Genomic DNA, 24,469 nt, shown 5'->3' with positions numbered 1-24,469 from the left:
CTTCTCCCGTTAGTTTACAACATCTGTTTACAATTTACCTAAAGCGTCCGATACTGCATGATCTCCAGCTATCAGATCAAAAGCCATCCGATAGGTCTTCTCTTCCTGCAAGGAGGCTGCAATGACACGTGCCACATCTTCACGAGCAATACTGCCTGGTTTCAGGTCAGTACCCACAGCCACTTTGCCGGTTCCCGGTTCATTTTTCAGACCTCCGGGACGGATAATAGTATAGTTCAGATCACTGGCAAACAATGCACGATCCGCAAAATGCTTTGCCACATAATACGGTTTGATCTCTTCCGGCCATTTACTCCGCTGATCGGCACCATAGGCGCTGACTAGAATATATCTGGAAATGTTCTGTTTCGCTGCGGCCTCCATCGTTTTCACTGCACCATCCAGGTCGATTAGCAACGTTTTGTCCGGACCCGTCGAGCCACCTGAACCAGCCGTAAATACGATGGCATTCTGATCTTTCATCGCTTCAGCAAGCTCATCCACGGTACCCTCCAGATCACCTATGACAACCTGTGCACCAAGTTTCTTCAGTGCGTCTGCCTGCTCCGGCTTGCGAATCATGGCCGTAACCTGATGTTTGTCTTCCTGTGCCAGCTGTTCCACCAGGTGTTTACCAATCTGTCCATTTGCTCCAATCACCAGTACGTTCATAATTCATTCTCCTCTCGGGTTGCGCAAAAGAGCGATATCATTGCTCCCTGTCTGCTATATCTTTGTTTATCTTATAGACTCTAATGAAAGCCTCATCCTATCTTTTAAACGAAAGCGGCTGCTTTTAAGCGCTGGCTGAGTCGCTAAACCCTACACATCTTGGGTCCGTGATATATCGTAATACGTTATACCAACAGAATTCTTTGGAACGCGCACGTACTGTCCTGCTCATGATAAAGGAGCCCCCGCCTATCTTCACTATTGCCTATCTTCGCTTCTAATGTCTCTCCTACTATCACTTCTGTTTTCGTTTTCTTTCAGGCTCCTATCGGTTCCGGACGTTCCGTTTAATATCTGTATAAAGCCTTGTGTTCATACCTGTGAGTATCTCCAGTGCTTCGCTTACCATCTGCATGAAGCATCTCTCCTCTTACTTAGATCATATCAAGCAAGTTCAAGTCCAGAAGAGCATAACAAAAAAAGGACGCCCAGTGGGCGCCCTTTAACGTTAGTGCTATAGATTAATAAGCCAGTGCGAACAAGCCATGGATGTGGGACAGGTAACGGATGTTACTTGCTTCTTTCATCATGGTTGCAGGCAGACCTTTCAGACGAGTTTGGTTGCCACCGATCATGCCGACAGCGTCTTTACGACCCAAACTTCCGAGTGTACCGGAGAAGATTGGCGAGAAGGATTCCATTGCGCCACCTTTGAACATTACGCCCAGGTTGTGACCAATGGTTTCACCCATTTGCCAAGCCAATTGTGCTGTTGGAGGGTACGGACGAGCACCTTCGCTAGGGAAGACTACTGCGCTGTCACCAGCAACAAACACATCTTTGTGAGATGTGGATTGCAGTACTTCCGTTACTTTTGCACGGCCGCGATCCACTTCGATTCCACTGTTCGCAACAACCGCATTACCTTGTACGCCACCTGTCCATACGAGTGTGTTCGTAGGGATCGAGCTGCCGTCTTTCAGCAATACTTCGTTTTCTTTCATCTCAGTAATCGCTACGCCAACAATGAAGTTAACGCCGCGTTTTTCGAGACTGGATTTTGCACGATCAACCAGTTCTGGCGGGAAACCAGCCAGAATAGACGGGCCTGCTTCTACAGTGTACAGGGAGATATCATTGAAATCGATACCTTTCTGTTGGCATACGCCTGGCAGAAGGTCAGCGAATTCACCAACAAGCTCGATACCTGTCAAACCGCCGCCACCAATAACAAACGTTGCGTCTGCTTTGTTGCCGGATTGTTTGTAAGCATCCAGACGTGCTTCAACGTGTGCACGAATACGGTTTGCATCGCTAACCGATTTGAGTGTGAAGCTGTACTCCTGCAGTCCCGGAATTCCGAAGAATGCAGTTTCGCTGCCGAGGGCAACGACGAGTGCATCGTAAGAGTATGTGGAGCCGCTAGTCATGAGAACTTTTTTCTCGTCAGGCTTGATTGTATCCACCGTATCGATTTTCAGGTTCACATCTTTACCACGCAGCAATTTTTCAAGCGGGAGAGCAACAGCTTGCTCAGCAATGCTTCCTGCAGCAAGACGGTGCAGTTCCGTAATAATTTGGTGTGTAGGGTAACGGTTCACGACTGTAATTGTCGCTTCTTCCGGAGTCAAGTATTGACGCGCAGTCAGCGCAGTCAACAGACCGCCGTATCCTCCACCCAAGATCAAAATTTGCTTCGACATATCCATCCTCCGTTCTTTCTAAGTCTTAACGTTTCGTTTGCCCACGCTCGTTCAGGATGCTCAGGAAAGATTGAGCAAAACGAAGCGTTTGTTGTACGTTTGGATCTTTAAGCATTTTGAGCATAGCGAACAGGCCAACCGAAGATTGTTCGGTTTGCGCACGGTCATTTGCCTCGATGGCAGCAGAAGCTACACCTTTAGCTTTGTCTACAACAGGTTTAGCGAACTCACCCATTGCACTCATTGTGTCGCTGATCAGAACTTTGTCTGTAGCGATACCTTGCGCGAAGTCGTAAGCTTTCGTCATTGCTGTAACCATTTCAGCCAATTTAGGCAGGTTCTCCACCAATACAGTTAGAGACTCCTGTACCTCAGGCTTCATCAGTTGATCCAGTACGTCCAGGGACTGGCGCTCAGCGCCTTCTGTTACTGGCACCTCTTGTTGAGTAGGCGATTGTGACATAAGAGAAAGTCCTCCTTTACTTTGGGATAGAAGTCCGCGACTTTCATGATGCCTGTCAAGCTGAGCCGAACCACAAATACATCAATACACTAAATGTACCAAATTTCACACATTAGGATAAGCGCAGCCAAAGACCACTCTCACGTATGCATGGTATGTTGGGTCTGTTGCGCACAACACATGTTGACGCACAAAACGACAAGCAGGCCGAAACCGAACTCTATACCCTTATATTACACCTCTTACACATGAACATGAAAAAGAAATTTTTTACACTTGTGAAGATATTGTGAACATTGTAACAAAATCGATTTTTTTGTCAAGGCGCGCTGGCTTGTCCCGACAAGTCATATTTCTTTTCCAAACGCCACGAGCTACCATATGTGGTATTAAGACATGATCACAACAAACCATATGTACGAAAAGCACATATGAAAGTGCATATTGAACGTTTTTTCAGGAATGGATTTCCAAAAATATATCGTTCATGCAACGAATTTGGTCACTTTGGTTATTATGCAGCGATAGCCCCAGCCTTATTCTCTAGGTTCAAACATCGTACTCAAGCAAGTATGGACCTTTTCGAATGAGAATGCAAAAACGAATGACCCCAACGAAAGTTCGCGACAATCTCCAGCCGTCCAGACCCATTCTTAGATGACTTCACAAAGACATGAAATCTGACAACTTGCCAAAACCATTTTGAAATGGATTCTGCGCGTGAACGTTTAGATTATCTTCAGCCCGGTTAATAAGGACTACACCAGACAACGAAGGAGATGTTCGATATGAGTAATTCAACTGGCGATAAAATTAAAGCAGGCATTAACAAGGCCAAAGGCGAAGTGAAGGATCAGATCGGTAACGCGACGAACAACAAGTCACTTCAGGCTGAGGGTAAAATGGATAAGGCCAAAGGGGCCGTTCAAGATAAAGTGGCTGATGTGAAAAAACATCACGAATAATGCATTCAGGCTTGCATTCTCGGATAATCTTTACGCTCCTTGCGTGAAGATCGCAAAGAGTGGCAAACCAGCTTAACCGTCGAAATTTAGGCTCCATTCGTTCGGGTCCATTCCGAACACCTATATCTCATGGCGGGGGCGCAAAAAAAAGCCAAGGAAGGTGCCGAACAACCACCCTTCCCTGGCTTTTTTTTGTTTTTATATCGCTGGTACGGAATACCGTGCCATATCAATGATAAAGCTGCGACTTGTACGCGTCGTATGATACTCCCGGTTGAATAACCTGACCCAGTCGGCATGCTCCTGGTACCAGTGGAATGTTTTCTCCAGTCCCTGCTCCAATGTAGTCTGAGGATACCAGCCAAACGCTGCGCGCAGCTTGCCGGAGTGAACAACCAAGCTAGAACCCCTGGATTGTGTAGGTTCCAGTTCCCTTATCTCCTTCGCTGTTGCTGATCGATCGAGAGGCTCCAGCAACATCCCAATCTCTTGCATTGTCGTTCCAATACCGGTAGAGATGTTATAGGTCTGTCCATCTTGACCATGAGTCATAATCTGCTCGATCGCTCGCAGCGCATCATCGATATACAGAAAATCACGTACAGCTGATCCCTGAATATCCAGTGGCAATCCATCCAGCATGCGCCCTAAGTTACGCGGAATAATGCGATCAGGCACTTGCCATGGCCCGTACAAATTGGTCAGACGGAATGTTTTCACCGGAAGTTGATAACATTGAGCGTAGGATTGAGCTAGTGTCTCGCAGGCAACTTTCGAGGCAGAATAAGGGGAGACTGGTGCATAAGGATCTGATTCGTTGTAAACTCTGCCCCATTCGCCACCGTACACTTCAACGGACGAAGCGAGTAAAAGAGGAATGTCGTGATCGGCAGCATATTGCAGGATAGCTTGTGTACTGAGAGTATTATTGCGAAATACCTCTGCGGGCTGATGATATGAATAGTCGACGTGAGGCATGGCGGCAAGATGAATGATGCAATCGGTGTTGGGGGGCAAATGAATATTGTCTTTAGCAAGGTTACACTTGATGAATGGCATATCGTGCAATGGTGGTCGGTGAACAAGTCTCTGACAATAGTCATCCTGATCGAGTAAAGTGACCTGATGTCCCTTTTGCGCCAAAAATTGTGCAAGATTAAATCCAACAAATCCTGAAGCTCCTGTAACCACAATGTTCACATATTTTCCCCCTATTCATTGTTTTCATCGGGCGCTTTAAAGAGAATGTCTGTATCGAGTATAACCTGAAAATGATACATTTTGTATCATTTTACAAATATTTTTTGTTCCTTTATTCCTTGAAAGGTTAATACATGGAAAGAGGTGAACTAAAATGAGAGATCCAAGGCAAGATAGCGATATCCAGTCTATGAATTTTCAGGACGACGGAGTCATTCCGAACAATCCGCATCTGCCAGTACTTCTATACCAAGGAGTCTGGCGGACCGAGCCTACCCGTGCCGAATCCAACTTGAACCGGAACGGCTGGGGCAATAGCTGGATCAACGGGGTATATGATTATCATCATTACCACAGCAATGCACACGAGGCGCTTGCGGTAATGAGTGGATTTGTGAATTTAATTATAGGCGGTGAGAACGGAAAGAAGGTCTATCTGGAGAGTGGTGACGTCGTTGTATTGCCTGCCGGAACCGGCCATAAACGCCTGGAGGCCAGTCCCGATTTTCGAATCGCGGGAGCTTATCCTGGAGGTATGCGTTACAACACACGTACAGGCAAACCAGGGGAGCGGCCTAAGGTGTTACAAGAGATTTTAGAGGTTCCTGTACCTCGCACAGACCCGGTGTATGGGGAAGGCGGACCTCTAACCAAGCTATGGCTCAATCGCAGGATTTGAGTTGTAGTCGTGTTTTATACCTTCATAAACAGGGGGAGATTTCCGAATGGAGCTACATTCCCCCTGATATTCGAACACGATAGAAACGCATGGCACGCGGGCTGCCCTCCATATCCAGCTTACCTTGTAGTACAAGTTGACGTACCCGGTATTCGATAAAGGAGTCTCCGACATGCTGTTTGCTTGGCTAAGTTTATGAGGAAATCGATTTTTCTGAAGCCTGATGTATTGGTTGTCGTTCATCCTGATCGGGGTTAAGCCGGGTGAAGTGACGTTCCAATTTCCGGCTCGCCCACAAGGATAATGCAATGAACAACACAACGCCGATCCAACGTACCGGATGATCCAGAAACTGCTCTACGTTGGAACCAATATACGTTACAGAGAAAATCATGATACCTTTACCCAGCCCCACCGCCAGCAGGAAGGATAACAACCGCATTCGGGCAATACCTGCAGCCACATTAATAATGACAAACGGTCCCACCGGAAAAATGCTAAGCAGGAACACATAACTGAATGCATTTCTGCGAATCCATACCATGCTTCGCTTTACACGCGGTTTACGTGCCCACTTTTCCACAAAAGCAGACTTCCCGATCTCTCGTACGATCAGAAATGTCACGGTGCAGCCAAGCACCATGCCGATCCATGAGTATAAAAATCCGGCCCACAACCCGTACACCGCTCCGTTCACACCCACAATTAATAACGTTGGGAGCGGAGGTACAAATGACTTCATAAACGTAAGCAAAATGCCCGGCAATGGACCGAGAGAACGAAACTTCTCCAGCCAGAACCGAATATTTTCCTCCGTGATGTATGACATAATATCAAGTGCTGCTGGTGTCATCCGCATCCATCCAATCTATTCGATCTATTTCATTCGTAAAATAACGGGTAGCATTGATCAAAGCAGTACAGTTCAGTTTTAAAACAACTCGACTGCCGCCCTCCAAGTATAACGTACATTGGCATGCGGCATCGTTGTCAATTTGAAGAAATATTTAAATAGGAGAGCAAATCAAAAAGCACACCCTGATCATTCATCTGGATGTGCTTCACATATGAAAGCGCCTGAATCTTCAGGAGCATAGCTTGTCTCTTGCTTATTCCAATCCTGTTTCCTGTATCTCCAGGGCGAGTAATTCTGCCTGATGGGCCGCATTCCATTCGGGGATGCCCGAATGAATGAATTCATCCGCATCCATCGCCGCTTTGGATTGATTGCACAGATTGCAGGCGCATACACAATTGAGCGGTGTTGTATGCCCGCCTTTGGCCCGTGGAAGAAGATGATCAATGGTATCTCCGTAGGAACCACAGAAGTAACAGGTGTACTTGTCGCGGTCCAGAATAAACCGCTTGAAATCCTTGTTGCTGAACAATCGGCGAATGGTATACCGATTGACTACAACAGCAGCTTTTTCCTTTACCAGTGTAACAGCAAGTTCCATGTCCACTTCCTGATGCCAGCGGCGTCCTTTGTCCGTTTTGCCGCGCATGCGCACCATGCCTTGACGGTTGGTCCGGAGCGAAGCCGGATCTTCCGGATCAATCGCTGCCGGCGGCGCGTGATGACGCCGCGGACGGCCATCCATGCCAGCCCCGTGACTGCGGCTGGCATGCGATGGCTCCCGCCCTGCGGCGGCTGGCTTTGCCTTCGCCGCCGCATTGGGCTTGCCCGTGCTGGCATCGCCACGGGCAAGCCCTGGCTCCGGCGCAGAGGCCTCAGCAGCTCCGCTGCGGGCCTGCCCTGCGCCGGGCGCGAGCGCGGCCGCAAGCTTGCGGCGCCGCTTGCGTTTGCGCCGGGCTGCGGGCGGTTCGTCCGCAGCCACAGGCGCTGGCCCTGCTGCCGGGCCTTGCGGCGCAGCCGGCAGCAGGGCTTGGGCCGCCGACGCGGGCTCGGCGGCCGGAACTGCAGCGGCAGCTCGCTTGCGCGCCCGCTGTGCACTGCCCTTGCCATTCGCAGCGGCTGCGCCTGGCGAATGCACATCCCCGGGCGGATGCTCCCCGCCCGGCGGTCCTTCATCCACCGCATGCAGATCGGTGGATGCCTCACCCTCGCTCTCTGCCTGAGCAGAGGCATAAGCACTTATCATGTCTGACGGCTTCTTTTTCCGCCGTCTTCGTCGTTTTTTTCGCTGGCTAGACGTAGCAACCGAAGCAATCGCTACATCCTCCTCCATCTGGTTTTTCAGCACAGCCCCAGCCTCAGAAGATAACTTGCTTGCTAATTCATGTGTATCTACGTGTTTCCCCAGATCACGGCTCTGTTCAATGCGTGCGGCCGATTCCAGCGATGTAATTTGCTCGTTCCGTTCCCGTCCGTTCTTCACCGGAGATGAAGCCATGTCTTCCCGAGGGTTGTCCATCCCATCTTGGCCACGACGTTCAAGCATTACAGATGGAGTTGCCTGGGCCACTCGCATATCACGGTTATGATGTTCTCGTACACCGAGTTGACGACAACGGCGACAGGCTCCGCGTCTGGCTCCAGAACTCGCACGCCTTCCCGTTCTACGCCGAAACTCCGACGCAGGCCGTCGCTCCCCGCAATACATACATATCTTGGTTTGTCGCGTTTCGTGTTCTGTCTTTCCTTCGCGGAAAGGGGCTGATCCTGTCTCCATGGTTGTCACCTCGGTTCCGAATGAATCCGGTTTCTTTCTATTGTATCACAACTGCTCGCGAACACCCTCATAGCCGTAAGCCTTGTACTCCTCCGACTTAAATTCAGTTGCCTGATCACTGCATTCGTGGAGAATATGCTCCACATATTCCAATATATCTTGCATCGGTTTCCCGCATTGTTCACATCTCGTCATGTATGATCACCTTGATCCTGTTCTCGAAGTTTTCTAGTTATTATCATTCCGCCTTATGATTACCCTTCTATTCTGAAAAAGAAACATTCGTTCCCACGATAATCACCCATAGTATCTGCAGACAAGGAATCACCTCAGCACAACAAAAAGCCATTCTCAAGCTCAACCTAAGGCTGAATTTGAAAACGGCTTATGATCAGATATGATCTGACTCCAAGATCAGACGTCCACCTGCCCCGAATGTTGCTGTGGTACAAGACGCGGCTTCGGTTTGGGCAGATTACCAAAGATAATCCAGGCATGTGGCAAGAATCGTGCCGCCAGCCCGACCACAATCCATGAAGCGATCAGTGCAACGCCAAATCCGGCAGCGTACCAAAGATGAATCAACCAGGATACCCCCGTTTGGGGTGGATGCTCACGATAGAACAGAAGGAAAAACGGATGAATCAGATAAATACCAAAGGATAATGCACCCAGTCGATTGAGCGGTTTGACAATCAGTGCAGGACCTTTGCGGTAGAGCAAATATGCAATCTGGATAATGACCAGTGCACAGGCATAGGTATGCACATTCCAGAAAAGCTCATACCATAACGTGTTATAGGTCGCAATTTTCAACCGTAGCAAATAATAAATGTACACGTGAGCAAGTCCAGCCGTGATCCACACTACCCACAGCAAAATCCATGAAATTACACGCACTTTGGTTGCATTCGCCCGGCTGATCACAAACCATTGTTTGATCTGCGGGAAATACACGCCCATAAAAGCTCCTAACATAAAATAGGAGAAGTAGGAGAACGCCCAGCTTCCTTTGTTGGGCACCTGGAATCCGTATTTATTACTGACGATGAAGGCCCATTGAATAAGCAACCCGATCGGGATAGACCATTTTACAACAGAAGGATACTTCTTCAGCAGCCACAGCACGAGTGGGAAGATCAGATAAAATTGCATATTAATAAAGACAAAATATAGATGTGTGTAGGCCTTGCCTGTAAACAACTTCTCAATAAAAGTAATCAACGACTCATTAAATGGACGTCCCTGGTAATGCAGATAATGCAGATAAACATAATACATAATGGAAAATAAAAAGTAGGGCAGTAAAATGTAAACAAAGCGCTTCTTGTAAAAATTCGTGACTAATTTCTTGTCTAGCGGACGAGTATAGTAATTATAGAACAGCACAAAACTGCTCAAAAAAATAAAGGTCGGTGTACCATATTTCATAAAAATATTCACAAAGTTGTACAGCCAATAATAATTCGAATTGGTCATTTCCAGCGAAGCATTGGAGGTGGAATGTACAAATAGCACACCGATAATCGCCATAGCCCGGACGAGATTCAACTCCGGTATTCGTTCTCTTTTCAGTGTTTGACTCATAGTTTAGAGGTTCTCCTTTATGTATTCGTCAATATGTTAAATATGACTTAGTCCATGAAGCTCTCTATCTATTAAAAAGCATATCGCTTAACATGTGTAGTCTATTTGCTTAATATTTCTTTAATTTCCAAGAAGTTTTTATATACTTCACATCGTTACACATGTCAGAAAGGCCACTCTGACGCGACCTGTGGCTTGTTGTGTCGTTACTCTAACTTTTTTTGTTTATTGGTACAAAAATGCTGAATTCAGGTTCATGATCATTGGAATCCTGCTCCATAGGATACACTTCATAGTGCGTAAGCGGCTCATTCGATAGACGGAGTCCCTGTTCTTCAATCCATGCATATATTTGATGATATGAAGATTCAATGGATTCTCCTTTGATATGACTGTATTTCGCATAATCATGTGCCGGAATTTTAAATTGAACCATACCCTCCGGAACACTCGAAGATGCCACGTCATCTACCTGGACGGCAACATAGTGAACAAATCCGATTTCTGTCACATGGTACGACAGCCCGAGTAGCTCATCCGGGTGCATCACATTCCCGATTTCATGCAGGCGACGCTTGAATTCGGTCTGCACCTCGCGAATGCCCCCAGCCCCTGCTTCAGCGAACGTCCCCTCCCATTTCAGACCGATCATTGTCGCGGCCTCTTTACCGATCAACTCCACAGATTGACTTTGTTTCATGCACCTCATCCCTTCGGTTATCAATGCAATCGAAAATTCCATTTTTCCCTGTTCTAAATCTATCTTACACTAAAACAGTTACAAAATATGTAATTAATTACCACATAACCCAATCAGAAGTGCAAGAGCACACCCAAATGCAGATGTGGTTTCTTATTTCGCACATTTCTTAATTTATATAACAAAAGGCAAGGAGCTGCCTCCCTGCCTTCATCAGCATATCAGAATGTAGTTAAGACCTAATTTTTCTCCCGGCTCGCCAAAATCTGCTTGTACACGTCGATGGCTGCCTGCCTGGACACCTTCAGATCTACGATTGCATCCTTGCGTGGCTGGTGAATCTCCTTGCTATGCAAGTCCTTCAACTCAGGTAGCCACTTGCGAATATAGTCGCCTTGAGCATCATACTTCTCAGACTGCGTAACCGGATTATTCACACGGAAATATGGCGCAGCATTTTCACCCAGTGATGCGCACCACAGCCAGTTTCCCCGATTCTGGATGTTATCATAATCTTTCAGCTTCCTTCTGAAGTACGCTTCACCCAGCGTGAACGGACACTGAAGGTTTTTGGTCAGAAACATCGCTGTCAGAATGCGGAGCCGATTGGGCATATGCCCGGTCTCGTTCAGTTCTGTCATGGCAGCATCAATAATCGGAATGCCCGTTTCCGCGTTGCACCAACGTTCGAAATGAGCATCTTGAAGAACAGAGAGATCATACACTTTTTCATACGTAAAGTAATGTTGCTCATAGACTGCCCTGTACAAATAGAAATCGCGAAAGCAGAGCTGTCTAATCCACTCCCCAGCTTCGGAGATACGCTGTGCGGCATCATACATCTTGCGAATAGATACTGCCCCCACAGCTACATAAGAGCTGAGATGGCTTGGCTCATAGGCCTCGTACTCATCCCGATGATCCCCGTAATCCGCCACTCGTTCGGACAGAAAACGATCCAGCAACATATGCGGATCCTCTTCATCTCCTGCCTCGTCCGAATTCCCCAACAAAGCACCAGGAACCTTCATAACCTCCGGCCAATCCACATTTCGTTCAGTTATATTCACGTCTGCAATCGTGGCTGCCGATGGTGGATTAGGATGTTCGTTCATGAATTCAACCCAGCGCCGATGGAAGGCAGCAAAAACCTTATAAGGTTCTGATTTGCCTGTAAACGTGGCAAAAGCTTTCAGATCAACCAGCAAATGATCCGTCAGTTGGGTAAAGGCGATCCCATAAGAATCGCAGACGTTACGTATCTCTCGATCCCGTTCTATCGCATATGGCGTCATATCCCGATGGACGACAATCTCACTGATCTTGTCCTCCATGTGGCTCAGTAACCAATCCACCACTTCAGCAGGTCTGCCATAAGCTACTTGCAACTGCCGTTTGGCTTCCCTATACTTTCTGCCCAGTGCTGCAGCAAGACGGAGGAAGTTCACACCGCTGTGCTCCTTCTCCCGGCCTTGTCGAAGCAGAAATGGATCATAGATCAACACATGCAGGCTCTCTTCTTCCTGCTCACGCAAATAATCCAAAGCGCCTAGATCATCTGTACGTAGATCTTTACGGTGTATGAATAATTTCACGCGCTACACCCCTTCTGCCTGAATATCTATTGTTTGGTCAGACTTTCGTATAGCTTGCTCGTTTCAGGTTCGGGCTGATGACCCAGATCCTCCTTCAAGGTCAATGTGAAGGAATGATACAGTCGCGATATGCCTTGCTGGTCATCCATGGAAGCATAGATTTCCATCATTAATCGGCAGATTTCTTCCGAATAGGGCTCACGTTCCTGCAATTCCATTAATAGCTCAATCGCCTGCTCACCCCGCTCGTGGGACATCTCCCAATGAGCAATATCCATGACGAGTCCCATATACTTGCGCCGGAGCTCCCTGCTCTTGGATCTAGCCCAATCATAGTCATGCTCCTCCAGATAATCGCCGCGATAGAGCAGGGCAATCTGCCTCAGATCGTTCACATTATTCGAAGTGACAGCTTGATAAGACAAGCCTTGCTCAAATTGTTCAATATCGCTTACCAAGTTACCTGTCAGCAGACGATAACGGTTCATATTGTACTCCAGCTTGCCTGTCATATTCCATTCCTTCAATAGTTTGCGAATCTGATAGACAGATGTATGCAACAGTGTCAGCCCTTTATCCTGGGAAACATCGGCCCAAAGCTTATCAAGCAGAACTTCCTTGCTTACCCACTCTTGCCGGTGATGAAACAAAAATGCAAATAGTTCCTGTGATTTGGTGGTACGCCATTTATGTTTCTCCGCGCTATGCTCCAGACTTCTGAATATATCCAGATGTTTAAAGGTCAAAAGACCAGGTGCTTTAAATTCCGACTCCTCGGCGGCTTCCGATTCCGATTCCTGCACCTCCATCGCTGCAGCTGTCTGAGCGTGATAAGACATCGTGCCTGCAATACGATCAATAGTCTTGCTGAGTCTGGCGGAACTGACTGGCTTCAATACATAATCCAGAGCATGCAGCTCGAATGCCTCCACCGCATGGTCCGCATAGGCAGTTACAAATATAATCCGAATGCTCGAATCGAGTTGCTGTATATATTCAGCCGCTTCCAGACCATTAACCTCCGGCATACCAATATCCAAAAATACAACATCCACACGATCGATTGCCAAATAGTGAATACCTTCGCGTGCTGTTGAAAAACATTGAACGGAGTCAATTCTTCCGTCTGACTGCAGCAGGCGCTGCAGATGAAGCTGCGCTGGCTTCTCATCATCAATGACTATGGCTCTCAACGTTCCCCAACCTCCTGCCATGAGAGATTTAATATGGATAGCCGCTGTATCGGCTTTTGCTTCTTCATGTTAACCATAATTACCCAAAATTCACGAACTTAAAGTCTCATGTAAAATGATGAACCTGGTTTAGCGGAATATGAAATTGAATTTGTGTACCGCTTCCTACATGACTTTGGATATTCAGTCCTTGTCCGTAGAGCGACATAAGACGGCGATTGATGTTTTGCAGCCCAACACCTCCTGGACCTTCTGTTCGGCCTGATTTCACCTGAGCCATCCGTTCAGGAGGTATGCCAACACCGTCATCCTGCACACGAACGATGACATCGTCACCTTCCTGGAATATATGAAGCCGCACCGTACCGCCTGCGGCCCTCTCCATGACCCCATGACGAATCGCATTCTCTACAAGCGGTTGAATGGTGAGCGGTGGCAAAAACAACCTTATGTCCGGCTGCACTTCATATTTAACGACAAGCCTGTCTTCAAACCTCGCCTGTTCCAGATGAACGTAGGACTCCACCAATTCGAGTTCTTTGTACAAGGGAACCAGTTGCTCTCGATTTTGAAAATCAAAGCTGCCTCGCAAGTAATGACTCAGTTCGATCAGCAGATCCGTTGCCTTGTCGGGGTCTACAGCACAAGTTGCAATAATTACATTCAGCGCATTGTAAAGAAAATGAGGTTTGATCTGCGCCTGAAGAAAGGCCATCTCCGTTCGAATCGTATCCTGTACAGAAGTACGCAGCTCAATTAGAGTCCTAACCCGCGCCCGTAATTCACCCGCATCGACCGGTTTACTCAAAAAATCATTCGCGCCCGCCTGGAAACCGTGCCGAATATCTTCGGGTAATCCACGAGCAGTTAGCATCAAAATCGGCAGCTCGGACAACGATCGATGCTCCCGTAGCTTGCGGCAAAGCTCTGGACCGGACATTTTCGGCATCATCCAGTCGGTAATAACCAGATCGATGGATGGATGCTGCTCATACAGCTCGATGGCTTTAAAGCCGCTGTCTGCTGCGATGACCCGGTAATGCTCCGTAGAGAGCAAGTTCAGAAGCACATGGCGATTCACAGGGTCATCATCCACAATCAGAATCGTAGGTTCCCCAATGTGCTTCTCATTCTGCTCATATAGTGAACTGGAGTCATTCGAATCCCTAGCAACGTAGTCCTTCGTCTTTTTCCCTTGCGCTGTCACATAACGAGCCTTAACAGGGCTGGTCTGATCTTGCAGCAACGGTAACTGTACAACGGGTAACGTAAAATGAAATGTCGATCCGACTCCCGGCTCTGATTCAACCCATATTTCACCTTCACCCAGCTCAACGAGTTTTTTGGTGATGCTGAGGCCCAGTCCAGTCCCCTCATAAGCCCGTTCCATCGTTCCATTGCTTTGCTCATAAGATTGAAAAATATTGTCTAACCTTTCGGGTGCAATGCCCACGCCAGTATCCGCAACAGATACTCTAACCTTATCCCCTTCAACAGAGGCATACAGCCGTATTACACCATGCTCTGTAAACTTGTAAGCATTACCAAGAAGATTATAGAGAATTTGCCGCAGTCGATCCTCGTCCGCTTGCACCAGCGGCAATGCATCAGGCCATTGCTGAATCAGCACGATGGGCTTGTCCCCAAACGTAAAACCCGAAACTTCAACAACCGTTCGAGCGACCGACTCCAGATCAACAGGAACACGATTCAACTCGATTTCGCTGTTTTTCAGTTTGGAGAAGTCCAAAATGTCATTGACTAACAGGGATAACCTCTTCCCGGTGGCGGTAATCATGGACAGATTTTTGGCTTGTTTTGGAGTAACAGCGCCTGCAGCGCCTTCCAGCATAGACTCCGCAATGTTAATAATGCCATGCAACGGTGTCCTCAGCTCATGCGATGTATTCGCCATGAATTCATCTTTGAGGCTGTCAATCACCAGCAAGCGCTCCGACAAAGCCTCCACTTCAAGGAATGACTGTGCAAAACGAATGGCTGTAACAAACATCTGAATCAGAACAAATAACAGAAGTTCAAGCAAAGCGATAAAGGCGGTGTCAACCGCCACAAATGCCCCGATGGTGAACAGCACAACAACCATGATAATGCTCATAAGGCCGACCAGAGCAAAGTGGCTGTCGTTCGTCCTTTTACGCGACCAATGGATCATCGTTCGTATGGCATAGATCAGAACGGAGAACGAGATGAGCAGCATCGGCGCCTCAAAGGTCGAGAACAGCGTGGTTGGAAAAGTAAGACCAATCAGAGACTGAGCAATCAGCAAAATCAAACCCAAACGCACGAACCAATTATGGACGGCTCCCGGTACTAGTGCAGCTAGATATCGAAGCAAAAAATAATACGAGAACGCTCCGCTGAGAAGTTGAATGCGGAGCATCGCATCGTGCGTCAGGAAAGGTATAAAGGTTGCAAGCAGCTTCTCTCCATGTGTGAGAGCGTACAATGCCCCCGATAGACTGAAAAGTCCTAGAAATTGAAGTTCTTTTTCACTTCGTCGCAGCCTGAATAACACGAGAAAAAAAACAGCGGGCAGCATAAATCCAAACAAGGTCATGAGATCCTTGAGCCCTTCCAGCTGTTGACTCCGGAGAATACTGCCTTCATCCCCGAATAAAACAGATGCTACTATGCCTCCGGAGGCATAACTATAATTAGATACCTGAATAATAATGTCAGCTGTATCTCCCTCTATAGAAGTAAAGCCTGTAAAGGGTAGATTCATTTGACGGTCCGAGTCCTTCGTTACCCCAGGGGCCCCCATACCCCCTATGAGATTTCCGTTAATAAAAATGCGATGTGACATGCGGATATTCTGCGTACGAATCCCATAACGATCTTGCAAGTGACGGGGGGTGAGTTTCACTTGCAAGTGATATGTTCCATAACCTTCTCCCTTGCCAAGTGCTGCATTCCATTTGGACGGAACCGGAACCCCCATAGGTGCGGACAATGGTCTGCGGCCTGACATATCCGCTTCAAAATCTTCCGGGCCGAGCAGCTTGTCAGGATAGTATTCCCAGATGCCATTTAACGGAGCAGCACCTTCCTGGCTGAATTCCCATTGACGTAGATCTATACGCCCCTTTATCGCCTGAGGATTGTCCCGCTCACTGATCCATACCTGGGCGATCCAACCCAGCGGAAGCAGAACAACACAAATGAAACTTAGCGTCAGCATGATCCAGTGTTTTCTCATCTATGTATTCCTTCCACCCTCATTACAGCGACAGATATCACTTTTTGTCGATTTATTTCTATAAGATCCATGTTACACGTTTCCGGTGCTCACGGAAATAGTTCATGAGCAGTTTTAGCCCATTTGATAGCAAAAAAATACTTTTGAGGCTTTCTTATGGGAAATTGCAGCCCAAAAGCCCCGGACTTATTCTCGCCAGATGGAAACCAGGGAGAAGCCGGGGCTCAAGTGATGCTCGTAGGGTAAGTCTTGCAGGGAATTACACCTACCTATCATAACGTTCTCTGTTAATCTAACGATAGCCTGTCATCCATTCACGGCTTCCTATGTTCGTCCGAATTAACAGCCTAGCATCGCTTCATAACTTCCTTATTTAGCTACGCAACGCACATCATCCATTTCATCATATTCGGCGGCGTTTTAAGCTTTACTTGACGGCTTCGGCCAACTTCTGTACAAGACCGGCCCAACCTTGAGCCATACGTTCGCGGATCACTGCGTGAGCCTGTCCGAATTCAGTCAGTTTATCCGCATCCCAGCCGCTATGAATCAATGTAAAATGGGTGCCTTCCGCTTGTTCTGCGAGTTCAAATGTCAACGTCCAGTCTTTACCCCAGCGAAAGGCCAATTTTTGCTGCGGCTTCACTTCAATCACTTGGCAAGGAGACTGTCCAAACGGCCCCGCTTCCAGTGTGAATTCTTGTCCTTCAACAGGCTCCAGGTCGCTGGGCATGAACCATGACCCCAGACCTTCCGCTGTTGAGACCTTCGGCCATACCTTTTCCGCAGGTGCCATCAATACAAGTTCTTCCTTAATATCTGGTAATGCTGTTGGTGATGATTCCATTCATGGTGCCTCCTTGACGCTTTTTTCTAACTCAACCTATAATGGGTTTATCTTACATATAAGGTGTGTGATTCCTATGATAGTCTGCTCTGAAAAACCCATTTCCAAACACTTTTGCTGGAAGGGATAGTTCCGCAAAAATTCACCTTCCACACTTCTGTATTAAACATACTTACTAGTGGAGGTATTACACAATGTCATTCAGTTATTACGGCCCTTTATGCACCAAGGTATACGATATGACCAAGCCTATTGGACACTCCTTGGGAGGCGATATTGAATTTTACAGCAACCTGCTGCAACATTGCAACGGACGCATCCTTGAAGCGATGTCAGGTTCAGGCCGAATGCTCATTCCATTACTCGAAACAGGGTTGAAAGTGAATGGAGTCGATTATTCGGAAGCTATGGTTCAATCCTGCCGTTTTCGATGTACCGAACGTAATCTACCTATGCCTGAGCTATTTGTAGCCGATCTCGTAAATTTGCAGCTTCCCTATCGGTACGAAGCCATTATTATTCCAAGCGGTTCACTGATGCTTATTCAGGATCGTAGTTCTTCTATTCAAGTTTTGCAAAATCTGTATGATCACCTGGAACCAGGGGGCAAGTTAATCTTTGATCTCTTTTTGCCTGACATAACTCAACCCGCTTCGATCGATACTTCAACTATCCACTTACCCGATGGTGACACGATTACAGTTGAAGTGAGAACGACCGAAGTTAATCTGCTTCATCAGTACAAAACAAACCTGATTCGCTACGAACAATGGCACCAAGGCAAACTCGTAGGCACAGAGATGCAGGAACTCACCCTAAGATGGTATGGCATGGAGGAGTTACGTCTTGTGTTGGAGAAGATTGGATTCACCGATATTGAAGTCTATGCAGATTTTAATCCCGGGCAATCCCCTACACATTCCAGCCAAAAGTTCGTATATGAAGCAAGGCGCAAGAGTTAGTTATATGAGTTTGGTGCGCTATTTGAACTAGGCTATACTAGGCCGAACTGAACTAGGCTGACAGCTACGTTTATGGCTCGTCGTTTGAGTTCGCCCATTGTATTCGTTTAAAGTTACGAATCTCCAATCTTACGATTGTTCGGAGAATGTAGAAAGAAGTATGCAATGCTGTGAGTTAACCGGGTGTTCACTTTTCATTGTATCAATATGCAGCCAATAACACCGGTTAACCCAGTCAGCTACCACGAACGATTCACAAACGATTCAAGAAAACACAATGCGAAGTATTGTGGCAAATCAAAATATAGAACTGAACTTCTAACGATCACCACGAACCTTATTTGCCCCTAAAAGGGGCTCTCAAAATTCTAACGATCTCCAGTGAGCTTATTTCATCGAAAAACCTGAAAAACCGTCTCCAATGAAGCAAAATTAGCCAAATAACGTCTCTGGTGATCGTTAGAAATGTTGGAAGCTTCCATTTGCCTAAATAAGGTTTCTCCTGATCGTTAGCGCTCACCACACCCGTTTTACCCTATATGAACACCCTTACTCTAAACTCACACCGCTCCTACTCTGACGTTCACCACTACGCTTACGCTTACCAATACTTTACTGTTACTGTTACTCCTGCTCCTGCTCCTGCTCCTACTCCTACTCTTACTCTTACTCATACTCTTGCTCATACTCACATTGCTGCTTGCTCCTGCCTCACCCTAGCACTCATGTCCACACTTATACTTACACTAGTACTTATACTCATGCTGATACTCATATTCATATTCATATTCATGTTCATACCATCTCACGATACTCCACAGCTCTCTAAAATCTATAATCATATCCAGGGACCATACGAATATGCTCCCTGGGCATCCCTATCTATAAATAAGCCGCAGGATCACTTTCCCAGCACTCAGTACCCGGTGTCCTGCTTCCTGATAGTAGGCGTCAGCCAACAGAACCTTTAATATCCACGGGAGTATTGCTCGGCAATCGCCGCCTGCTCCTTGTTAACGCCCAGCTCAAGGGCTGCATGATTAGCCCAGTATGGGTCACGCAACATACCTCTTCCAATCGCAACCAAATCAGCATCACCATTACCGATTACAGACTGTGCCAGTGCTGCATCCTCCAGCATGCCTACAGCGATGACAGGCGCCTTCAACTCTTCCCGGAAACGACGGGCAAAAGGAACCTGATACCCCGGATAGTTACCAGGTTTACGCTGACCGGATGGCCCCTCGCCCCCGGAGCTGACGTGGAACATGTCCACGCCTGCTTCCTGATAGGCACGACCGATCTCAATCATATGATCGAGATCATACCCCCCGTCCGCATATTCCACCGCAGAGATTCGCATAATTAGCGGCATGTCAGCAGGCATTTCTTTTTTCACCGCATGAATCACCTCTGCGCCAAAACGAGACAGATCTTGTCCATACACATCCTCGCGATGATTCATCAGCGGAGAATGAAATTGGTGAATCAGATAACCATGCGCACCATGAAGCTCAATTGCATCCACGCCCGCCCGAACCGCGCGACGCACGCCATCTGCAAACTTCTGTACCATCGCTTCCACTTCTTCGGTGGTCAACGCACGCGGCTCTTTATATTTTTCTCCCGGGAACGTGACAACAGATGGAGCAACAGGCTGGGGCGCATCCTCGGCTTTACGTCCTGCATGTGCGATCTGGATCGCCACTTTAGAGCCATGGGCATGTATTCCCTCCACCAGCTTGGTAAAGGCCGGGATATGTTCATCTGACCAGATCCCAAGGTCATTGTCCGTAATGCGTCCATCCGGATCGACGTCCGTCATCTCGATAATAATCAGTCCTGTTCCACCAACGGCACGGCTCACATAGTGAACCTGATGCCAGTCATTCGGGATGCCGTCCTTGGCTGTGACCGAATATTGGCACATGGGCGCCATAACGACACGGTTCTGTAACTCTAGGCTTTTGAATTGATAAGGTGAGAATAACTGCTCTGCCATTGTTAAGTACAACTCCTATCCAAGGTTTATATTTGTAGTTCAGCTGCGTGAATATGTCATCCGCCCGAACTTAATCAGTTTGGTTCCTGATCGGAGAACATTTTCCCGTTTTTGCCGTAGTTATCTTGCTCCAAATCCTCTATGAAAATAAAAACCTTACTTGCTTCCACACCCAGCGTATCGCAAGCAACCTCGGTCATTCGTTCGATCAACTGGCGCTTCTGCTCCTTTGTTTTGCCTTCCAGCATCTTCACTGTAATAAATGGCATGATCTAAACACATCCTTTCTTCATAGCTATTATGAACCTGAGGTTCAAAAATTCAAGTACGCACTTTTTTGTGCCCTTCCACAGGCAGTCTTCTCAGCTTCATATCACATTCCATCGCGTCAGCAGAATACCCTTCTCGTAACCAGGCCAAAACATGGTATGATAGCGTTACGAGCCCGCCAAAAGGGATATCCTACCAATAGGCTTCCGTTTTGAAAGGCTCAAGAGGATGTCAAAATTCAAAATCCAGCAAAACGCAAAGACATTCTGGAGTACCCGATTCCCTGAAGATAATGCGATCGAATGATAACGTTACACTTGTCTTGCCTGGCACATCATATTCAACCTATATATTACCCATAAAGGAGCGATTACACTTGAAAGATATATTGATTCAGAGACTCAGCACATACGTAAAGATGGATACCCAATCCGATGAAAATAGTGACACCTGCCCATCCACGCCCGGACAACTGGCGCTGGGCAAGGTGCTTGTTGAAGAATGTACCTCCATCGGACTGCAAGAAGTTACGATGGATGAGAACGGCTACGTAATGGCTACCCTTCCGTCCAATACGGACAAGGATGTGCCTGTCATTGGATTCCTCGCTCATCTCGACACAGCCACCGACTTTACCGGAAAAAATGTAAAACCACAGATTGTCGAGAACTATGACGGTGCAGATCTCGTGCTGAACCGAGAACTGGACGTTATTTTGTCCACCAAAGACTTCCCGGAACTCCATGAGTATAAAGGCCATACGTTGATTACCACCGACGGCACAACACTGCTAGGTGCAGATAATAAAGCAGGGATTGCCGAGATCATGACCGCGATGGCTTATCTGATGGAGCACCCGGAAGTGAAACACGGCAAGATTCGGGTTGCTTTTACTCCCGATGAAGAGATCGGCCGCGGTCCACACAAGTTTGATGTCGCTGCCTTTGGTGCTAAATATGCGTTTACCGTAGACGGTGGGCCACTGGGGGAACTGGAATATGAGAGTTTTAACGCGGCAGCGGCCAAGATTACGGTACGTGGTACGAATGTGCATCCCGGCACGGCAAAAGGCAAAATGGTGAATTCACTGAAAATCGCGATGGAGTTAAACAGCAAGCTACCTGTAGAGGAAGCACCTGAATCGACTGAAGGTTATGAAGGCTTCTACCACCTGCTGGCGATGGAAGGTGATGTAGAGCTGACGAAGATGCACTATATTATTCGCGATTTTGATCGGGAGAAGTTTGAAGCACGCAAAACCAACCTGTTAAACATCACAAGCGAACTGCAAGCGAAGTATGGAGATAAAAGTGTTACGGTAGAGATGAACGACCAGTACTATAATATGCGTGAAAAAATTGAGCCGGTTCGCCAGATCGTTGATATCGCGCACGAAGCTATGACAAAACTGGGTATCGAGCCAATTATTCGCCCAATTCGGGGAGGAACAGACGGCTCCCAGCTCTCCTACATGGGCATGCCAACACCGAATATCTTCACGGGCGGGGAAAATTACCACGGCAAGTTCGAATACGTATCGGTAGATAATATGGTAAAGGCCACACAGGTCATTGTGGAGATTGCACAATTATTTGAGCAGCAGGGAAATGTCTGATCGAAGCAGATAGGACCAAGGTCGATTCATATATATAAGACCAAATGAAAAAGAGCACCTTATTCGTTGAAGGGTGCTCTTTTTATTATGACGGGCGGGATTGAACATGCGGGGTACAAGGAATGTAAAGTAAGTCAGCGAACAACGTTGCATGGTGCAAAGACACTTACTTATTCGTACTATGATCTCCTGCAATTTACTCGTACACATTACCTCCTGCAATCTCTCGCAGTTCCTCCACGTTCTGAATGATAATCTTTCGTCTTACTTTGCGAATAATATCTCGTCTGCACAAGTCCTGAATGACCCGATTGAGATGCCTGTAGCTGGTACCCAGCAGATCAGCAAGTTCCGTCAATTTGGATGTCTGAATCTCCTCTGATGCAGCCGTATCTTGATCAGCTGTAGATAACATATAGCTGGCAAACCTGCTTTCAACAGGATACAACATGTTCAGGCTCGACAGATTGGAGAACGTGTACAGCTTGTGTGTCACCTGACTCAGCATAAAATGGAGGAATTTCGGATTCTCGGCATACGTGTTCTGAATGACACGGTAGCTGATGGCGAGTAACAAACTGCGATTCACAGATTGCACGATATTGTTCGCTTCTTTTCCGTTCACAAGCTCCAAGTCACCCACAAGGGAAAGTGGTGTACTGAATCTGAGCAACAGTGACTTGCCATTTGGCAGTGTTGTGAAGATTTTGAGCTTACCTTCAACGAGAAAATATAAGCGTTCAGGACGTTCTCCTTTTTCACAAATAATCTCGCCCTTCTCCGCCTCCAGCAGACGCAGCTCGGCTATTAACGTTTCGTCCAGCACCTGATCTAATTCATGCTCCCGCACAAGTTGCCGCATAAGCTCAAAGTTCAACACTTCCTTCATCCAACCCCACCTCCAACGTGATCTATCTGATTAACAAAATAAATGGACACATGTCCTATATTTCAATCAAATTCGCAACGAATAATTGGCATAAAAACAGTTACAACTAGAACTAATATCCAAGAAAACGCACCACATGGGAAAAAGTTCGAAGTTCATTTGGAAAATAGTTCGAATTTCATGCAATCAAGCATTCAGGATATCCGATTTTTGTCCGATGAACAATAGAGGTTCTGCAAATTTTCCAATTCACTTCACATTTAAATATTGAGAGGATGATTTAGTTCCATGAGTAACATAAACATTATTGATGCACTGTTAAAATCCTTGCCGTATATTAGTCTAATCCTTCGGGAGCCAGCCAGCCTGACCGTGTATGACCACGAGAAAGTATTAGATGTAATTATGACAGAGAAGTTCAATCTTGGTTTTGAAAAAGGCATGAGACTTTTGGAATCCTTTCAAAACTTCGCCGTTTTGAAAAATGGAAGAGAAGCCACCCTCTCTACACTACCTAAGGAGATTTATGGAATTGAGCTAGACACACTGAATGTTCCTATCTTTGATGATCATAATAACGTTGTTGCTGTATTCTGTGTGTCCTATGACCAATCGAATCAGAATCAACTGGAGGACATCGTCCAAGAAAATCAAGACATCAATGCAAACCTTGTTGACATGGTGCAGCATGTAGCCGCTCATGCCGAAGAATTGCAGGCTACCAGTGAGCAGATTTTGGAGAACACACGACTGGCTGTCCAGAACTCATCCCAGATTAACAAGGTTGCTGGTTTCATTCGTGAAATTTCCGAACAGACCAACTTGCTTGGCCTGAATGCCGCAATTGAGGCAGCCCGTGTAGGTGAAGCCGGTGCCGGGTTTGGTGTCGTGGCATCCGAAGTGCGTAAACTATCTGTTGATGCGAAACAAGCAACGACCGATATTGATGCCAGCTTGAAAGAGGTACAGCAAGTGATTCAGCAGATGGAGGTTGAAGTATCCCAGATCGCCGCTTCTTCACAAGAACAGGCAACACTGGTTGCATCGTTCACCGATGTCATCGAGAAGCTGAATGATACGGGCACACGTATGAAAGCTCTGTCTGAGCAGCTAATCACTTACTCCGTACAAAAGTAAAATAGGGAAACAAGAACAACTCCTACACGAACGATCCACATAAAAACCTTATTAATAGATTGAAGTATGTACTAAACAGGACTTGGATGCCATCATGGTAGTCCAAGTCCTGTTTTATGGTGCCTTATAACAAGCTT

21 protein-coding genes and 1 pseudogene are annotated in these 24,469 nt (G+C 47.0%); 5 read left to right on the top strand and 17 right to left on the bottom strand.

Translation table 11 applies throughout. The features are described from left to right. Positions 1–27: 27 nt before the first annotated feature. From EC604_RS09895 to EC604_RS09885, 3 genes are all read right to left on the bottom strand, one after another. Positions 28–672, bottom strand: coding sequence for an SDR family oxidoreductase (locus EC604_RS09895; protein ID WP_123064010.1), 645 nt, complete (start codon positions 670–672; stop codon positions 28–30). A 521-nt stretch (positions 673–1,193) separates the two neighbouring features. Beyond that, complete coding sequence (locus EC604_RS09890; RefSeq protein ID WP_123064009.1) at positions 1,194–2,375, bottom strand: NAD(P)/FAD-dependent oxidoreductase; 1,182 nt, start codon at positions 2,373–2,375, stop codon at positions 1,194–1,196. Between the two features lie 25 nt (positions 2,376–2,400). Further along, complete coding sequence (locus EC604_RS09885) at positions 2,401–2,838, bottom strand: DUF1641 domain-containing protein (protein WP_123064008.1); 438 nt, start codon at positions 2,836–2,838, stop codon at positions 2,401–2,403. Positions 2,839–3,626: 788 nt separating this feature from the next. Between EC604_RS09885 and EC604_RS09880 the strand changes: the two genes are divergently transcribed. After that, a complete protein-coding gene (locus EC604_RS09880) occupies positions 3,627–3,803 on the top strand; it encodes a CsbD family protein (RefSeq protein WP_090921556.1) in 177 nt (58 codons plus the stop codon). A 198-nt stretch (positions 3,804–4,001) separates the two neighbouring features. Here EC604_RS09880 and EC604_RS09875 read toward each other — a convergent pair whose 3' ends face one another. Continuing rightward, entirely contained in the window at positions 4,002–5,003 is a 1,002-nt protein-coding gene (locus tag EC604_RS09875) for an NAD-dependent epimerase/dehydratase family protein (RefSeq protein WP_240036762.1), read from the bottom strand. A gap of 154 nt (positions 5,004–5,157) precedes the next feature. Between EC604_RS09875 and EC604_RS09870 the strand changes: the two genes are divergently transcribed. Beyond that, positions 5,158–5,682, top strand: a complete 525-nt coding sequence (locus EC604_RS09870; protein WP_123064007.1) for a cupin domain-containing protein — start codon at positions 5,158–5,160, stop codon at positions 5,680–5,682. 52 nt (positions 5,683–5,734) lie between these two features. Here the strand turns inward: EC604_RS09870 and EC604_RS30980 are convergent. The 10 genes and pseudogenes from EC604_RS30980 to EC604_RS09825 all read right to left on the bottom strand — a co-directional run. Continuing rightward, positions 5,735–5,851: pseudogene (locus EC604_RS30980) on the bottom strand (DUF3658 domain-containing protein); the annotation flags it as partial. Positions 5,852–5,875: 24 nt separating this feature from the next. Beyond that, positions 5,876–6,511, bottom strand: a complete 636-nt coding sequence (locus EC604_RS09860) for a TVP38/TMEM64 family protein (RefSeq protein ID WP_240036760.1) — start codon at positions 6,509–6,511, stop codon at positions 5,876–5,878. 280 nt (positions 6,512–6,791) lie between these two features. Beyond that, positions 6,792–8,315: an HNH endonuclease gene (locus EC604_RS30975; RefSeq protein WP_430538763.1), complete on the bottom strand. Its 1,524-nt coding sequence runs from the start codon at positions 8,313–8,315 to the stop codon at positions 6,792–6,794. 45 nt (positions 8,316–8,360) lie between these two features. After that, complete coding sequence (locus EC604_RS29875; RefSeq protein WP_161556902.1) at positions 8,361–8,510, bottom strand: hypothetical protein; 150 nt, start codon at positions 8,508–8,510, stop codon at positions 8,361–8,363. 219 nt (positions 8,511–8,729) lie between these two features. Next, positions 8,730–9,902: an acyltransferase gene (locus EC604_RS09850; RefSeq protein WP_123064005.1), complete on the bottom strand. Its 1,173-nt coding sequence runs from the start codon at positions 9,900–9,902 to the stop codon at positions 8,730–8,732. A 211-nt stretch (positions 9,903–10,113) separates the two neighbouring features. After that, positions 10,114–10,602 carry a GyrI-like domain-containing protein gene (locus EC604_RS09845; RefSeq protein ID WP_123064004.1) on the bottom strand — a complete coding sequence of 163 codons (489 nt, stop codon included), beginning with the start codon at positions 10,600–10,602 and terminating at the stop codon, positions 10,114–10,116. A gap of 239 nt (positions 10,603–10,841) precedes the next feature. Further along, complete coding sequence (locus EC604_RS09840; RefSeq protein ID WP_123064003.1) at positions 10,842–12,197, bottom strand: cryptochrome/photolyase family protein; 1,356 nt, start codon at positions 12,195–12,197, stop codon at positions 10,842–10,844. Between the two features lie 26 nt (positions 12,198–12,223). Next, positions 12,224–13,390: a response regulator gene (locus tag EC604_RS09835; protein ID WP_161556901.1), complete on the bottom strand. Its 1,167-nt coding sequence runs from the start codon at positions 13,388–13,390 to the stop codon at positions 12,224–12,226. A gap of 106 nt (positions 13,391–13,496) precedes the next feature. Then, positions 13,497–16,610, bottom strand: coding sequence for a hybrid sensor histidine kinase/response regulator (locus tag EC604_RS09830; protein WP_123064001.1), 3,114 nt, complete (start codon positions 16,608–16,610; stop codon positions 13,497–13,499). 427 nt (positions 16,611–17,037) lie between these two features. Then, positions 17,038–17,457 (bottom strand): SRPBCC family protein, encoded by a 420-nt coding sequence (locus EC604_RS09825; protein WP_123064000.1) that lies wholly within the window; start codon positions 17,455–17,457, stop codon positions 17,038–17,040. Positions 17,458–17,651: 194 nt separating this feature from the next. On the opposite strand from EC604_RS09825, the gene EC604_RS09820 reads away from it, so the two are divergent. Further along, positions 17,652–18,419 (top strand): class I SAM-dependent methyltransferase, encoded by a 768-nt coding sequence (locus tag EC604_RS09820; RefSeq protein ID WP_123063999.1) that lies wholly within the window; start codon positions 17,652–17,654, stop codon positions 18,417–18,419. A gap of 967 nt (positions 18,420–19,386) precedes the next feature. Here the strand turns inward: EC604_RS09820 and EC604_RS09815 are convergent. Together EC604_RS09815 and EC604_RS09810 are read right to left on the bottom strand one after the other, a co-directional pair. Next, a complete protein-coding gene (locus EC604_RS09815) occupies positions 19,387–20,421 on the bottom strand; it encodes an NADH:flavin oxidoreductase/NADH oxidase (RefSeq protein ID WP_123063998.1) in 1,035 nt (344 codons plus the stop codon). Between the two features lie 74 nt (positions 20,422–20,495). Then, positions 20,496–20,690: a 2-hydroxymuconate tautomerase gene (locus tag EC604_RS09810; protein WP_123063997.1), complete on the bottom strand. Its 195-nt coding sequence runs from the start codon at positions 20,688–20,690 to the stop codon at positions 20,496–20,498. Positions 20,691–21,067: 377 nt separating this feature from the next. Here EC604_RS09810 and pepT point away from each other — a divergent pair, with 377 nt between their 5' ends. After that, positions 21,068–22,306: a peptidase T gene (gene pepT / locus EC604_RS09805; RefSeq protein WP_123063996.1), complete on the top strand. Its 1,239-nt coding sequence runs from the start codon at positions 21,068–21,070 to the stop codon at positions 22,304–22,306. Between the two features lie 196 nt (positions 22,307–22,502). Here the strand turns inward: pepT and EC604_RS09800 are convergent, their stop codons facing one another. Continuing rightward, on the bottom strand, positions 22,503–23,195 hold the full coding sequence (locus EC604_RS09800; protein ID WP_123063995.1) for a Crp/Fnr family transcriptional regulator: 693 nt from the start codon (positions 23,193–23,195) through the stop codon (positions 22,503–22,505). A 297-nt stretch (positions 23,196–23,492) separates the two neighbouring features. Between EC604_RS09800 and EC604_RS09795 the strand changes: the two genes are divergently transcribed. Further along, entirely contained in the window at positions 23,493–24,332 is an 840-nt protein-coding gene (locus tag EC604_RS09795) for a methyl-accepting chemotaxis protein (protein ID WP_429350252.1), read from the top strand. The last annotated feature ends 137 nt before the right edge of the window (positions 24,333–24,469 follow it).

The organism is Paenibacillus amylolyticus, from assembly GCF_003719335.1.
GTDB lineage: Bacteria > Bacillota > Bacilli > Paenibacillales > Paenibacillaceae > Paenibacillus > Paenibacillus amylolyticus_D.
This window is presented reverse-complemented; position numbering and strand designations above follow the sequence as displayed.